The 14780-nt window shown below is 61.3% G+C and carries 12 protein-coding genes and 2 pseudogenes; 8 read left to right on the top strand and 6 right to left on the bottom strand.

Going from position 1 to position 14780, the window contains the following annotated elements; genetic code table 11:
* Positions 1 to 125: 125 nt before the first annotated feature.
* Positions 126 to 680, bottom strand: a complete 555-nt coding sequence (locus N2600_RS13655; RefSeq protein WP_260296516.1) for a GNAT family N-acetyltransferase — start codon at positions 678 to 680, stop codon at positions 126 to 128.
* 87 nt (positions 681 to 767) lie between these two features.
* Here N2600_RS13655 and N2600_RS13650 point away from each other — a divergent pair, with 87 nt between their 5' ends.
* Both N2600_RS13650 and N2600_RS13645 read left to right on the top strand, forming a co-directional pair.
* Complete coding sequence (locus tag N2600_RS13650) at positions 768 to 2513, top strand: sensor histidine kinase (protein WP_260296514.1); 1746 nt, start codon at positions 768 to 770, stop codon at positions 2511 to 2513.
* Between the two features lie 9 nt (positions 2514 to 2522).
* On the top strand, positions 2523 to 2924 hold the full coding sequence (locus tag N2600_RS13645) for a response regulator (RefSeq protein ID WP_260296513.1): 402 nt from the start codon (positions 2523 to 2525) through the stop codon (positions 2922 to 2924).
* A 240-nt stretch (positions 2925 to 3164) separates the two neighbouring features.
* Here the strand turns inward: N2600_RS13645 and N2600_RS13640 are convergent, their stop codons facing one another.
* Positions 3165 to 4553: an aminotransferase-like domain-containing protein gene (locus N2600_RS13640; protein WP_260296512.1), complete on the bottom strand. Its 1389-nt coding sequence runs from the start codon at positions 4551 to 4553 to the stop codon at positions 3165 to 3167.
* A 111-nt stretch (positions 4554 to 4664) separates the two neighbouring features.
* Here N2600_RS13640 and N2600_RS13635 point away from each other — a divergent pair, with 111 nt between their 5' ends.
* Positions 4665 to 5528 carry a DMT family transporter gene (locus N2600_RS13635; protein ID WP_260296511.1) on the top strand — a complete coding sequence of 288 codons (864 nt, stop codon included), beginning with the start codon at positions 4665 to 4667 and terminating at the stop codon, positions 5526 to 5528.
* A 191-nt stretch (positions 5529 to 5719) separates the two neighbouring features.
* Here N2600_RS13635 and N2600_RS13630 read toward each other — a convergent pair.
* Positions 5720 to 6055, bottom strand: a pseudogene (locus N2600_RS13630) (antibiotic biosynthesis monooxygenase family protein).
* Positions 6056 to 6500: 445 nt separating this feature from the next.
* Here N2600_RS13630 and N2600_RS13625 point away from each other — a divergent pair.
* Complete coding sequence (locus tag N2600_RS13625; protein ID WP_260108963.1) at positions 6501 to 7235, top strand: phosphotransferase family protein; 735 nt, start codon at positions 6501 to 6503, stop codon at positions 7233 to 7235.
* An 80-nt stretch (positions 7236 to 7315) separates the two neighbouring features.
* Here N2600_RS13625 and N2600_RS13620 read toward each other — a convergent pair whose 3' ends face one another.
* From N2600_RS13620 to N2600_RS13610, 3 genes are all read right to left on the bottom strand, one after another.
* Positions 7316 to 7843: a cupin domain-containing protein gene (locus tag N2600_RS13620; protein WP_260296510.1), complete on the bottom strand. Its 528-nt coding sequence runs from the start codon at positions 7841 to 7843 to the stop codon at positions 7316 to 7318.
* 281 nt (positions 7844 to 8124) lie between these two features.
* Positions 8125 to 8511, bottom strand: a complete 387-nt coding sequence (locus tag N2600_RS13615) for a cupin domain-containing protein (RefSeq protein ID WP_222384064.1) — start codon at positions 8509 to 8511, stop codon at positions 8125 to 8127.
* 429 nt (positions 8512 to 8940) lie between these two features.
* Positions 8941 to 10158, bottom strand: a complete 1218-nt coding sequence (locus tag N2600_RS13610) for an ROK family protein (RefSeq protein ID WP_260296509.1) — start codon at positions 10156 to 10158, stop codon at positions 8941 to 8943.
* Positions 10159 to 10353: 195 nt separating this feature from the next.
* On the opposite strand from N2600_RS13610, the gene N2600_RS13605 reads away from it, so the two are divergent.
* The 4 genes and pseudogenes from N2600_RS13605 (at position 10354) to N2600_RS13590 (ending at position 14769) form a co-directional block, all read left to right on the top strand.
* Complete coding sequence (locus N2600_RS13605) at positions 10354 to 11628, top strand: ABC transporter substrate-binding protein (protein WP_260296507.1); 1275 nt, start codon at positions 10354 to 10356, stop codon at positions 11626 to 11628.
* Between the two features lie 202 nt (positions 11629 to 11830).
* Positions 11831 to 12714, top strand: a pseudogene (locus N2600_RS13600) (carbohydrate ABC transporter permease).
* On the top strand, positions 12714 to 13565 hold the full coding sequence (locus tag N2600_RS13595) for a carbohydrate ABC transporter permease (protein ID WP_164578906.1): 852 nt from the start codon (positions 12714 to 12716) through the stop codon (positions 13563 to 13565). The pseudogene N2600_RS13600 and the gene N2600_RS13595 overlap by 1 nt, the downstream one beginning before the upstream one ends.
* 58 nt (positions 13566 to 13623) lie before the next feature.
* Positions 13624 to 14769, top strand: coding sequence for an ABC transporter ATP-binding protein (locus N2600_RS13590; protein WP_170282609.1), 1146 nt, complete (start codon positions 13624 to 13626; stop codon positions 14767 to 14769).
* Positions 14770 to 14780: the final 11 nt, after the last annotated feature.

Below are 14780 nucleotides of genomic sequence, written 5' to 3'. Positions count from 1 at the left end.
GAAGTGGCCGGGCGACTGGAGCCTGCATAATCATGTCGCGATACCTCGAATTGCCTCAAAACCCGGTCCAGCGATCGCCCTCGCTAAGCCCGATGCATGGCGTCGCATTCGTCAGCTGGATTCCTTCAAGAATTCTCGGCGATAACAGCCGCCCCGCGCTCGTCGAACAAAAGCGCCATGCTGATCGCATCGATGAACCGACCGTCGATACGTGCCGCACGTCGGACGATGCCTTCGCGGGCAAATCCCATCTTTTCGTAGAGAGCGATAGCACGGGCGTTGTCTTCATAAACATCGAGTTCGACCCGGGCAAAACCGCTTTTCTGTGCGGCTCTCAATGTCGTCTCGATGAGCCGTCGTCCGAGACCCTTGCCCCGATAGGCGGGAAGAATCCCCATTCCGAGTTTTCCGCGATGGGCGTGCGACGGGAAAAAATGCCGGCTGATGTCGCACCAACCGACGACCTGGTGCTGCGCGATGGCAACGAATTGCGGATTGCCTTTCGCAATCATGCCCATCACGAACTCGCGCGTCTGCGGCAGTGGAGTTGCTTCCAGCATGGACAGGTATTTTTTCTCCCGCGCGACCACGTCGAGCGCGTGATGAAAGCTGTCAATATGAACGGGAGCGATCGGTTCGAACCTGATGCCTGGCGTATCCGATAATGCTGCTGCATCCATATGCTTCTCCTTCAACGGTTGCGAAATGCCTATCGGAGACCTGCCGCAGACCCGCACGGGAGCGCATAATTCACGGTCCGTCAACCTTTGCGTGTCAATTTCTCGGCAGCGGGCGCCATCAAAAGGTTGCAGGTATTGAAGGTTGGGCTCACATCCCACATTACATTCGTCTTGGTGACGCTCACCTGTGCGGCTGCTGCGTTGCTGTGCGGATTTGCGTGGCTTGCCGCGGTGAAGGTCGATGATCTCTCCTTGCGCCGGCAGGCCGACTTCGTCGGCCAAGGATTGGAAGAGCAGATCGCGGCCCTTCCCCGGGAGCAGGAAAGCGTCACAAAATGGGACGATGCCTTCCTTTATGCCAAGCAGCGGAACCATGAATGGCTGCTCGATAACGTCGGCCGGTGGACGAGCCGGTATTTCGGGCACGACAGGACCTATATCTTCGACGATGCCAATCGCCTGATGTTTGCATTCCGCGACGGCGCGGATGCCATGCCGCCCCGCCTCGGTAATGACGACGGCCGAGAAATGACCGCGCTTGCCGGAGAGATGCGCGCCGCTCTCGTCGAGCGGGCTGCAAAGCCCGGCACAGAGGCGCTTGGTCAACTGGCTGTGGTTCGCACGATCATGATCGGCAACAGGCCGGCAATTGCCAGCGCACGTCCCATTCTGCCGAGCTCGGCCCGGATGCAGATCGAGGCGAGTCAAGAGTTCATCGCCATCTCGGTCAAGTTCATCGATGGGAAAGCTGCCGAAAGCATCGCCCATTATGCGCGGCTCGAAGGATTGCATTTCGCGCCTTCGAAGGGTGAGGACGAGCGGGCGCAGGCGCCTGTGTCGTCCCATGACGGCGGTACGATCGGCTATCTCGTGTGGCCGCCTATCCTGCCCGGATTCATGCTGCTTCGGCAGATCGCGCCGGCGGGGCTCGGCTGCCTGGCGCTGCTGATCACCGTCGTGTTCTGGCTCGGACGAGGTCTGCATCGGACCTCGCTGACCCTGCTGGACAGCCAGGCGCAGCTCACCCACCACCGCAACCATCTGGAAGAGATGGTGGCCGATCGAACAGGCGAGATCGAAAGGCAGAGAGAGGAGCTGGATCGCCTGCTGGTGCACGAACGCCAGGTGAACGTGCTCCAGCGCCAGTTCGTCGCCATGGCTTCGCACGAGTTTCGCACGCCGCTCGCCATCATCGATGCCGCTGCCCAGCGGCTCTGCCGCTCGATCACCAACGTCAGCGGCGATTACGTTCACGAAAAAGCCGGCGTGATCCGCAGCGCTGTCGTACGCATGGTCGACCTGATGGAGAGCATCCTCGCCAGCGGCCGGCTCGAAACCGGGCAGATCACACTGAAGCGCAGCCAAGGCGATCTGAAGGCCCTGCTCGTCACCTGTTGCGACAGGCAGCGCCAGCTCAGCCGCTCGCATCTGTTCCATCTCGATCTCGAGCGCATACCTGATGTATTGACATTCGACCGCAGCGCGATGGAACAGGTCTTCACCAACCTGATTTCGAACGCTGTCAAATATTCGCCGAACGCGCCTAATATTCATCTTCGCGCCCGGACCGACGAGAAGACGGTGGAGATTGCCATCTCCGACGGCGGCATCGGCATGGATGCCGAGGATCTGCCGAAGCTGTTCCAGCCCTATTACCGTGCCCGCAGCGCGACGGGCATTGCCGGAACCGGCATCGGTCTCAACGTCGTCAAGCAGGTCGTCGAACTGCATGGCGGCACCGTCGAGGTGACGAGCGCACTCGGCAAGGGCACAACATTCACCATTCTTCTGCCGATAGAGTTTCTATTGTCGGATCAACAAGTCGCAGCTTAAGGAAGAGTCATGGTTACGGTCCTGTGCATAGAAGACGAAGTCGAGATCCGGAATCTCCTCGTCGAAGAATTGAGCGAAGCCGGTTACAAGACGCTCGAGGCCTCGAACGGCGCCGAAGGGCTGGAAATGATCCTGTCGAAATGGCCCGATATCGTCATCAGCGATATTTCGATGCCTGTGATGGACGGGCACCAGCTTCTGGCGGAAATTCAGATCAATCACCCGCAGCTCTCCAATATTCCCTTCATCCTGCTGACGGCGCTGACCGACCGGGAAAACACGCTTGCCGGCCTTCGCGGCGGAGCGGCGGACTATCTGACGAAGCCGCTCGACTTCGATCTGCTGCTCGCCAAGCTCGAAGGCTGTGTGACGCGTCTTGCCAACGACAAGGCGGTCCACCGGTCGTTCTGAGGGTTACCGGGCAGAACCAAGAGAGCCCCACCCTGAGGCGCTCCGCAGGGGCCTCGAAGGGCGAGGCGGGTGCGCAGATGATGCAAGGAGCAGCGCTGCGGCGTGTCCTTCGAGGCTTCGCCCCGTGGGCTACGCGCCTCAGGATGAGGGGCGTGGGTGAATGCCGCGCCAGTCAGAAGCGTTGGAGGATGTCGTGCCTATCAATAAGAGCCGAGATGAGGGCGATCCGCTCCCGTTGCTCTATCCTCTTCTTGCCAACACATCGCCTAGCACCTCGAACACCTGCGGATCGAGTGTCTGGGACACGTTGAAGCGCATGAAATTCGTTGCCGATTGCGACAGGCTGAATGCGTTTCCGGGAGCCAGAACGATCCTCTTTCCCAGTGCGGCGCGCGCCACATCAGCCGCATCGATGCCATCGGGCAGCCGGCACCAGAGGAACATTCCGGCCTGAGGCTCCAGCCAGGGCGTTATGCCGAGATTCTTCAGCCTGGCCGAGACCTCGCTCATCGCCCGGGAGAGCCGGTGTCTCAGCGTCTCCATGTGTTTGCGATAGCTGCCGTCGCTCAAGACGTTCAGCACCAGTTCCGCCGTTAGCCGGCCGCCGCCGAAGGAGGTGGCGATCTTGAGGTCTGTCAGGCCATCGATCCATTCCGGTTTCGCCACGACGAAACCGCAGCGCGCCGAGGCTGACAGGGTCTTTGAGAAACTGCCGATGTGAATGACCCGCTCGAGCCCGTCGAAGGCGGCAAGGCGGGGCGCCGGCGTGTATTCGAAATCGGCGAAGATATCGTCCTCGATGATGGTCAGATCGAACTGGTCGGCGAGTTTTAGAACCCGGTGAGCCGTAACGGGAGACAAGGTTGCGCCGGTCGGATTGTGGATGGCGGAGTTGGTGATGTAGAGCCGCGGACGCTCATCGGCGACGACTTGCGCAAACAGCTCGATATCGGGACCGGACGGCGTGTAGGGCACACCGACGATCTTTGCCCGATGGGCGCGCAGCAGCGCATGGAAATTGAAATAGCAGGGATCGTCGACCAGCACCGTGTCGCCGGGTTCCAGCAAGAAACGGCAGAGCAGATCGATTGCCTGCGTGCCGGAATCGGCCAGCATGATTTGGTCCGGGGAGGCTTCGATTCCCCGTTCGCCCATGCGGCGGGAAATCAGCTGGCGCAATTGCGGCAAGCCGAGCGGCGAGCCGTAATCGGCAAGCGCCGGCCCGTCGGCGCGGGCAAGTGTTCTGAGCCCGCGGCGCATGCCGTCTCCCGGCAGCCAGGAGGACGGCAGCCAGCCGCAGCCGGGCTTCAGGTCGGCTTCGCCGGCCTCCAGCGATTGCCGCGATATCCAAAACGGATCGACCGCGCGGTCGAGCTTCGGCCCGGCCTCGGCAAGCGCAAAGGGTGCTGTCTGGTTGGCAACGTAGAATCCCGAGCCTGGCCGGGCCAGAATCGCGCCTTCGGCGACCAAGCGCTCATAGGCATCGACGACGGTCGAAGTTGACAGCTTCAACGTCGCAGCCAGCCCCCGGACGGAAGGCAGTCTTGCGCCCGGCGTCAAGCTGCGCCCGGCGATGCGTTGCCTGATCGTCGCGGCGACCATCTCCACGCGTGTACGTCCTTCGCTCATCTGTATTGCTTTCTACATCACTACAGTTTCGCAAAATCGTATCAGACTGTCACTGTCATGACCATCCGTGTTGGCCGATAAGAGTCAGAGAATGAAGGAGTGCAGCGCATCATGGACCGCATGGCATCGGGATGGATCAATGGTTTTATCGGGGTGGTGATCTTCAGCGGATCGCTGCCGGCGACGCGCGTGGCGGTGATGCAGTTCGATCCGGTTTTCCTCACCGTGGCGCGCGCGGCGATCGCCGGCTTCATCGCCCTCGGCCTGCTGATCGCTTTCAGAGAGAAGCGGCCGAGCCGAGGTGATATCCTCTCCTTGGCGGTCGTGGCGCTCGGCGTCGTTGTCGGCTTTCCCCTGCTGACGGCCTTGGCGCTGCAGCATGTCACTTCAGCCCATTCGATCGTCTTCATCGGCCTGCTGCCGCTCGCAACCGCGATCTTCGGCGTGATCCGTGGCGGAGAACGGCCGAAGCCGGCATTTTGGGCCTTTTCGGTTCTCGGCAGCGCGCTGGTGGCGGGATTTGCACTGACACAAGGCCTGACGGCCTCGCCGGTCGGCGATCTGCTGATGCTGGCGGCTGTCATTGTCTGCGGCCTCGGCTATGCCGAAGGCGGCAGGCTTTCGCGCACGCTTGGTGGGTGGCAAGTGATTTCCTGGGCGCTTGTGCTGTCGCTGCCGGTGACGGTCGCGGTGGCACTTTTGCAGCGGCCGGCAACCTTCTCCGGCGTCGAAACGCCGGCGCTGCTCGGCCTTGCCTATGTCTCGCTGTTTTCCATGCTGATCGGCTTCATCTTCTGGTATCGCGGCCTGTCGCAGGGCGGCATCGCCGCCGTCGGCCAACTGCAACTGCTCCAGCCGTTCTTCGGCCTGGCGCTCGCCGCAACCCTGCTGCACGAGCCCGTGACCTCAGCCATGCTCGCCGTGACCGTTGCCGTCATCCTCTGCGTCGCCGGCGCCCGCAGGTTTGCGCGGTAGGCCTGTCAGTCGCTTTACAGAGGATAAGTTTAGGAGGGCGAGACCGCTACAGCGTTCTCTTCTTAAGCGGGGGAGGTGCCGGCAGGCGAATAAGACGCTTCGCCAATTCGGCCGTGAAGTCATTCAGCATCTGAGTATGAGGAGATTGAATCTGCTCTTGGGCTGTCGTAGAACTCCTTCAACAAGCCAACTCATGTCTCTTCAATATTGAATCCATAGGCTCGCTCGACGAGCGCAATACGGATTTCATACCGAGTATACCAGTCTGACCGACCGCGATTTTGCGCCTCAACGTGATCGACGACGGATTTCCAGGCTCGAATGCTGTCCTCATCCTTCCAATACGAGATGAGTATGCCGAAACCGTCGGCCCCGCGTGCGCTTTCGAAGCCTAGATAGCCCGGCTACTGTTTTGCGAGTTCCGTCATCGCATAACCCATCTCGCCATAGCCGTTGTCGACCTTTGTTCGTTGAGAGGAAAAACTGACCATGTAGTATGGCGGTTCAGGCAAAGCGGCGATGGACATTTGGGCTCCGATCCGTTGCTATGAACGTCATCATGCGCGGCTCAGCGCCGCGATCGCAATGCTCTCGGCATACTGCGAAAGCGAGTAATCTTAGATGCGGCGGATTGCCTTTCATCGTGAGGCATTCCGCCATGGCTGCCATGATATCGGAGCGCGGCCGCTGCCGAGAAGATATGCGGCGGGCCGATGTGCGACAAGGGAATGACACGTCCAACTGACGAGTTTTGTTTTGGCTTGACGGGGATGATCGTGTCAGCCTGCGCGATCGGCACCCCGCGATACGCTTTAATCCGGCGATAAAATCAGTGTGATTGGCGCCGATCTTGTGCCGTCGGCGGGTGCGGGCCTCGACATTCGTTACACTGTTTTCGCCGACATGACAGACTGCGATGACGGTGAACGCGACAATTCCGCGAGCTGTCCTGGCTTCAGAGGAGGTTCTGCAATGACCGAAATCGGTCGGATCCTTGGTTCGGGTAAAGAGGCCGAAGTCTTCGAATATGGCGCCTTGGTGCTGAAGCTGTACAGGCGAGCCGCCTCCAAGGCGTCGTCATTCAGGGAGGCCGCGAACCTGTCGATCCTTGAGAGGCTCGCGCTGCCGGCGCCAAAGGTTCACGCGGTCGGTGAATTCGATGGGCGCTGGGGCGTGTTGATGGATCGCGCGTCCAGCTACTGTTTTGCCGACCAATTCGTCTCGACGGCAGGAAGAGCGCCACTTGAAGACATGGCGCAACTGCATCGAAGAATTCACGAAAAACCCGGCGACGGGTTGCCGTCTCTCATGGCCAGGCTTTTCGCCAGGATCCGCCGGGCCGAGCACTTGGATTCTTCATCCAGAAATCGGCTTCTGGCGCAACTCGAATCCCTGCCAGATGGCGACAGCGTGTGTCATGGCGATTTCCACCCCTGGAATGTTCACGGCTCGGGGCAGGGGTTCATGATCGTCGATTGGCTCGACGCCTCCTGTGGCAATCCTCTGGCCGATGTCTGCCGAACATACGTGCTGTTGCACCATGCGATGCCGGACCGAGCGATGGGCTATGTCGAAGCTTACGCCTCGCTCACCGGATCGGAAGTCAGCGGCATTCTGGCCTGGCTTCCCCCGATTGCCGCCGCCCGGCTGACGGAAGGCGTTGCGCACGAAAATGACGAGCTGTTGCGGTTGGCTGGCGTGAGTTGATAACTGTCGAAGCTCCAGCCGACCGTTGGTCTCCGCTTTGCGCGAGGCCACCATTGCGGCCGGCTATCGGCCTGGCTGATCTATTCGCTGCTTCCTCTGTCCTTTGCTTCCCGCACCAGGTCCGGCATTCCGTCGTGCGGACCGAGGGCGTGAGTGGGATGGTCATCCCACCAATCATCGAGCAGCGGTCGGCGGTGAGGATGGAGTGGATAGAAGATCCGGTTTTCGGCCTTATGGCGCTCCCCGACGACGAGGAGGTGCACTTCGGCTTGCGTGTTGTTGAGGAAACTATGGGCGATCCCGGTGCCGGCGGGAAATCCGACAGCGTCGCCGGGCCTCAGCCGATAGAGGTAGCCATCGAGCCAGACGTCGGGTGCGCCTTCGATGACATAGACGAATTCTTCCTCGGCGCTCTCGGCATGCGGAAAGGATGTGCGCCGGCCAGGCGGCAAGCGCTCGTGATGAATGCCCAATTTCGCCAGGCCGAAAAAGCGTCCGAAAGGCGCACCGATGCTCATCAACTCGTCGTCATGGCCATAATGCGAGTTGTCAGGCTGTTCGATCTCGCTCCAATGGACGACAAAGGCCGGCCGCTCCAACGTTGCCATGGTAATCCTCCTGATGTGAGAGGTGAGATGACTGGGGACACGTGCATGCTGCCGTGAATGGAAGGCGGCAGCAAGGGCGAAACGGCGGCCCGCACACGAGTAACGTGGTTGGTCGTCGTCGGTGGCTCAGACATCTTTCCACCGTAACCCTCTCCCGGCAAATGGGTCCAAAGGGCGGCGCGGCAAAGCGAATTCTTATCAATGGGCAGCCAAACCCACGTTTCCGCCGTTCCTGCGACGAACACAGGAATGGGAAGAAAGGTGGTGCCGGCCCGAACGGCTCACTTGGCGGGCACGACGAGCGGCGCACCTTTGCGGACGATGTAGGTTGCCAATTCCGACGCCTTGCCGCTGCCGACGTTCTTCGCAGAGTGAGCGACGCCCGTGGGAATGAACAAGGATTGGCCGGCTTTAAGGGTAACCGGCTGACTGCCTTCGAGCTGGTATTCCAGCATTCCTTCGATAACGAAGGCGATCTCCTCGCCGGGATGCGTGTGACTCGGGGCGAGAACGCCGGGCGCGAAATCGACGCGCACCTGAACGACCTGGTGGCCGGGCACATCGATATCGTTCTTGATGAGATCGGTGCGCTGCAGCGGCTGTTCCGCATGTGCTGTTGCTGCGCCGCCGAGAACAAGGGCGAGCGCGATAGCCTGGATCATTTTCATGTCGTCATCCTTCCTGAATTGACCATTTCCTTCCGGTTGGCCGTATCGGGATTTAAGTCGATCAGTGAACCAGGGATGTGTCGAGGGACCCCCATTTTTGTATGCCAGTGTATCTGCGGCGCGGCTGGGTTGTTCTGCGTGAGATAACTGTCCAAGATTGGGCCGGCATCGGTTGGCCTACGTTGCTTGTGATAGGGTGTGCCCTGGAGCCCCCCTCTGCCCTGCCGGGCATCTCCCCCACAGGTGGGAGATCACAAGTGGCTTGAACTTCCTGCCCATCTAGCGTTTCGTCGTGCTGGACGCTCATTGTTTGGGAAGCCGGTGAGCCCAGCCAATCTCCCCACCTGTGGGGGAGATGGCCGGCAGGCCAGAGGGGAGCTTAGCACGGCACGCCTTATCCGGCAAGCAATCCCGCCGATCTCTCGCGGCTTACGCCGCCGACGACGAACCCGCGGTCATGGCACTCGCCAAGCTGGCGATGTCGGTAACGCCGCCCGACGACTCGAAGTCGAAGATTTTCTGGGTGACCAGGGCGGCGGCACCTCGTGCCCAGGAATTGTCCTCCCAGTCGGGCAGGAGGGGAGGCGCAGTCCGGAAAGTCCGGGCGGCGAGCGCTTCGCGCAGCGGTGTCAGGAAAGGATCGCCGAGGGAGACGGCTTCGCCGCCGGCGACGATGACTTCGGGGTCGGTGATATTGACGAGATTGGCAAGGGCGGTGCCGATGCCGCGGCCGGAATCGGCGACGAGGGCGAGGGCGACGGTATCGCCTGATGCGAGCGCAGCCGACAGTTCCGGTAGACCGAGTTTCTCGCGACCGGTCGCTTCCCGCCAGCGCCGGAGCATCGAGGCTTCGGAGTGATAGGCCATCAGACAGCCGCGTTTGCCGCATTCGCAGAGCCGGCCGTTCTCCTCGTAAAGCGTGTGGCCGAATTTGCCGGCAGCACCATTGGCACCGCGATAGAGCTTGCCGTCGATGACGAGGGCGCAGCTGATGCCGACGCCGACGGCGAGAACGGCCATGTTGCGATGCTGGCGGCCGAGCCCGAAGAGTTGCTGGGCGATGGCATAGGCATTGGTGTCGTCTTCCAACCAGACCGGCACATGGACGCGGCTGGCGACCAGCGAGGCGAGGGGGACATTGTCCCATTTGAATCGGTAGCTGCGCACGCAGGCCGTCTGTTCGTGGTTGATGACGCCCGGCATGGAGATGCCGATGCCGGCGAGCTTCGCGTTCGGCCGGCCGGCGAGCTTCACCAGTTCGGGAACGGTGCCCGCCAGCAGGTCTGCGACCCTATCGGGCTGGTGGCCGTCGAGGCTTACCCGCATGGCGGCGACGGGGTTGGTGGCAAGATCGGTTGCCACGCACTCTACCGAATCCACCATCAGCTTGAAGCCGACGGCAAGCGCGTGTTCGTAATTGATATCCACCGGGATCGGCCGGCGGCCGGTGAGGCCGGGCACGGTCTTCCCTTCGATGACGATGCCTTCCTCCAGAAGGTCGGCGACGACGAAGGTGACGGCGGCCGGGCTCAAGCCGATGACGGTGGCGATGTCGGCACGACTCCTCGGCCCCTCCCGCCGGAGTAGATTGAGGATGAGGCGTCGGTTCATGGCTCTTGCCGTGGTCTGGTCGCCTTTCAGTTTCACGATGCATTCCTTAATTTTGTAAATTAATTATTGCGGGCCGGTTCGATCTATGCATAAGTTCGGCCGCGGATCAACTCAGCCAAGCGGATTATCGCAGGAATCGCGGAGCGGATCGCAGCATTGAATGCCTGGTCGGTCGTTTCATGGAGGAGGCGACGGTCGGGAGATGTCGATCGATCAACTGGGAGGAATTCAATGACGTTTTTGAAGCAATTTCCGTCGACCACCCGCAGACGCTTCCTCAAGGGCGCGGGGCTGGTTTCCGCCGCAGCGGTTAGCGGCAGCTTTCCGATCCCGGCGATCGCGCAGGCCCAGGAGGTCACGATGATCTCTGCCGAAAACAATGGCGCCGCACTCGACGCGCTGAAGGCGATCGCTGCGAGCTTCAGCAAGGAAGCCGGCGTCAACGTCGTCATCAACAATATGGACCACGAGGCCCACAAGACGGCCATTCGCAACTATCTCGTCGCCGGCGCGCCTGACGTCTGCTCCTGGTTTTCGGGCAACCGCATGCGCGCCTTCGTCAAGCGCGGCCTGTTTGACGACATCTCCGACCTTTTCGAGAAGGAGAAGTACAAGGACGTGCTGGGTGCTACGGCCGGCGCCGTCACCGACGGGGGCAAGCAATATGGCCTTCCCACCGGCGGCACCCTCTGGGGCATGTTCTACCGCAAGGACGTGTTCGAGCAGCATGGTCTCACCGTGCCGAAGACGGCCGAAGAGTTCATGGCCTATGGCGACAAGTGCAAGGCCGCGGGCATCACGCCGGTCGCGATCGGCACCAAGGAATTATGGCCGGCGGCCGGTTGGTTCGACCAGATGAACCTGCGCATCAACGGCCTCGACAAGCATATGGCGCTGATGAACGGTGAGATGAGCTATCTCGATCCCGCGCTGACGGCGGTTTTCGATCAGTGGGAGGCGATGATTTCGAAGGGGTTCTTCACGGAGAACCACACGTCTTTCGGCTGGCAGGAGGCCGCGGCACTCCTGGCGCAGAAGAAGGCCGGGATGATGAACCTCGGCGCTTTCCTGCGCTCGGCCTTCACCGCCGAAGATCTGCCGCAGCTCTCCTATGCGACCTTCCCGGTGCTCGATGCCAAGGTCGGCCACTTCGAGGAATTCTCGGTCAATTCGATCCACATTCCCGCCAAGGCCAAGAACAAGCAGGGTGCACGCGAATTCCTCGCCTATTTCTACAAGCCGGAGAATCTGGCGGCCTACCTGGAGCCAGGCGGCAACGTGCCGCCGCGCAGCGATCTGCCGCCGAGCAAGGATCCGCTGGTGAATGTCGCCGTCGAGACGATGAAGACGGTGCAGGGCACGTCGCAATATTACGACCGCGACAGCGACCCCGACATGGCGCAGGCAGGTCTCGTCGGCTTCCAAGAGTTCATGGCCAAGCCAGACCGGCGCAAGGCGATCCTCACGCGCCTCGAAGGCACGCGCAAGCGGATCTATAAGATCTGAGCCTGGAAGGCATTTTGACGCTTGCCCCTCACCCTAACCCTCTCCCCGTAAGGACGGGGAGAGGGGACGTGCCATACCGGACGTCGGCGAGGGACGGAGAGGTTGCGGCACATCCCCTTCGCCCCGTTTAGGGGAGAAGGTGGCGGCAGCCGGACGAGGGGCAGGCTTCACCGCTTGCTCTGTCGCAAATGAGGTCCTGGACATGCAGACATTATGGCGCCGCCAGCGTTGGTGGCTTACCCCGACTTTGCTCATCGCGCCGGCATCGTGCTGTTCTTCACGGTCATCCTGCTGTCGGCGGTCAGAAGTCTCTGGATCAGCCTGCACGACTGGGATGGCTTTGGCCCGATGGCGTGGATCGGCTTCGGCAATTACGTCGAGCTTTATAACGATCCGCAATTCTACGTTTCGCTGAAGAACAACCTGATCTGGCTGGTGATGTTCATGGCGGCACCACCTCTCGGGCTCGCGATCGCGCTGCTGCTCAACCAGAAAATCCGCGGCATGCGATTCCTCAAGTCGCTGTTCTTCATTCCGCTGGTGCTTGCCTCAGTGACGGTCGGCGTCGTCTTCACATGGGTCTATACGCCGGAGTTCGGGTTGCTCGCGCTGATCTTCAGGGCGTTCGGGGCGACGGCGCCGGCGGTTCTCTCCGACGAGCATTTCGTCACTTTCGCGATCGTGATTGCCGCGCTATGGCCGCAGATCACCTTCTGCATGGTGCTTTATCTCGCCGGCCTCAACAATTTGAGCGAAGAGCTGATCGGGGCAGGGCGCGTCGACGGGGCGAGGGGCTGGAACATGTTGTGGCACATCGTGCTGCCGCAGCTGACCCAGGTCACCTTCATCGCCATTGCCGTCACCGTCGTCGGGGCACTCAGGTCCTTCGACATGGTGTCGGTGATGACGAATGGCGGTCCTTTCGGTTCGTCCTCGGTTCTCGCCTACCAGATGTTCGAACAGTCGATCTTCTCCTACCGCTTCGGTTACGGCGCGGCGATTGCCTCGGTGCTGTTCGTGATCATGGCCGCCTTCATCGTCTGGTACATCAGCCGCATCATCCATACCGAAGAAAGGGGAGGCTGATGTATCCTCGTCCCATTCCCGATGCCGCCATCTGGCAGCGCCGCCTCTATGTGCTCGCCGTCGTCATCGTCCTTCTGCTCTGGCTCTGCCCGCTGTTCGCGATTATCCTCACCTCCTTCCGCTCGACCGAGGATGTCATGGGCGGCAATCTGTGGGGATGGCCGACCGGGATCGGCGTCATCGACAACTATACTGATGTCTTCACGCAGACACCGATGGCCCGCTACTTCCTCAACAGCCTGACGATCACCATTCCCTCGGTGATCGGCGTGCTGGTGCTCTCCACTCTCGCCGGCTATGTGCTGTCGCGCTACCGCTTTCCCGGCAACATGCTGATCTTCGCGCTGTTCGTCGGCGGCAATTTCCTGCCGCACCAGATCATGATGATCCCCGTGCGCGACCTGATGGTCCGGCTCGATCTGATCGATACGACGGCATCGCTGATCATCTTCCACGTCGCCTTCCAGACCGGCTTTGCCACGCTGTTCATGCGCAATTTCATCGCCGCACTGCCCGACGAGCTGTTCCAGGCGGCGCGCGCTGAGGGGGCGTCTCCCTTCCAGACGTTATGGCATGTGGCGATCCCGCTGGTGCGGCCGGCGCTGGCCGCACTCGCCATCCTGATCTTCACCTTCATCTGGAACGATTATTTTTGGGCCGTGGTGCTGACCGTCAGCGACTCCGTCAAGCCTGTGACTGCCGGCCTTGCCAATCTTCGCGGCGAATGGGTGTCAGCCTGGAACCTGATTTCCGCCGGCACCATCGTCGTCGCTGTGCCGCCCGTCGTCATGTTCTTCCTGATGCAGCGGCACTTCATCGCCGGTCTGACGATGGGCGCGGTGAAGGGATGAGCGATCTCGACAACGGGCCCTTGGAAGTTCCGATTTCAACAGCAGAGAGCCAGGACGCATGACCAGTCTCGAACTCCGACAGATCAACAAGAATTACGGCGCTTATCATGCGCTGCGCGGCATCGATCTTTCCGTAGCGCAGGGCGAGTTCATCGTCATGGTCGGCCCCTCCGGCTGCGGCAAGTCGACGCTTTTGAAAACGATCGCCGGCCTGGAGGAGATCTCCTCCGGCCAGATCCTGATCAACGGCCGCGACGTCAGCAAACAGGAGCCCGGGGATCGCGGCATCGCCATGGTCTTCCAGTCCTACGCGCTCTATCCGCATATGACGGTGGCGGAGAACATGGGCTTCGGTTTGCGCATGGCCAAGCGCCCGAAGGCCGAGATCGCGGCAGCCGTGGCGCGCGCGGCCAAGATCCTGAGGATCACCGATCAGCTGGAAAAGCGGCCGAAGCAGCTTTCCGGCGGTCAGCGGCAACGCGTGGCGATCGGCCGGGCAATCACCCGTTCGCCCGATGTCTTCCTGTTCGACGAGCCGCTGTCGAACCTCGATGCGGCACTCAGAACCCAGATGCGTGTCGAGCTCAGCAGCCTGCATGCCGAACTCGGCGCCACCATGGTCTATGTCACCCACGACCAGGTGGAGGCCATGACCATGGCAAGCCGGATCGTCGTCTTGAACCAGGGGGTGATCGAGCAGGTCGGCTCGCCGCTCGAACTCTACCGCAACCCAGACAATCTCTTCGTCGCGGGCTTTCTCGGCGCGCCGCGGATGAATTTCCTCGGCGTTACCGTCGATGAGGTTTCCGGCCGCAATATCACGGTTTCGGCGCCGGGCCTCATGCCGGTGACGATCGAGCTGGCGGAGGCCACCGTGCTGGCGAAGGGCGCCAGCCTGACGCTCGGTGTAAGGCCGGAGAACATATCGGTGGCCGCCGACGCTGCTCAAGGCGGGGCGATCAACGGTGCGGTCCGGCTGGTCGAGCATCTCGGGCGCGAAACCATTCTCTACGTAGATGCCGGCAATCTTAGGACCATCGCCTCGGAAAGCGGCACCGGCAACATCACGGTGCAGCTCAGCTACGTCGCGCCTTTTGCCGCCGACCAGAACGTGGCGCTGAAGCTCGACGCCAGCGAACTCTATCTCTTCTCGCCCGATGGCGGACGCACGATCAGCGCCCGCAAGACGATCCTCGACAGATAACAGGAAACATC

Source organism: Rhizobium sp. WSM1274 (genome assembly GCF_025200775.1).
GTDB classification, from domain to species: Bacteria; Pseudomonadota; Alphaproteobacteria; order Rhizobiales; family Rhizobiaceae; genus Rhizobium; species Rhizobium leguminosarum_I.
The sequence above is the reverse complement of the archived record's forward strand: the minus strand, read 5'-3'. Positions and strand labels throughout refer to the sequence as shown.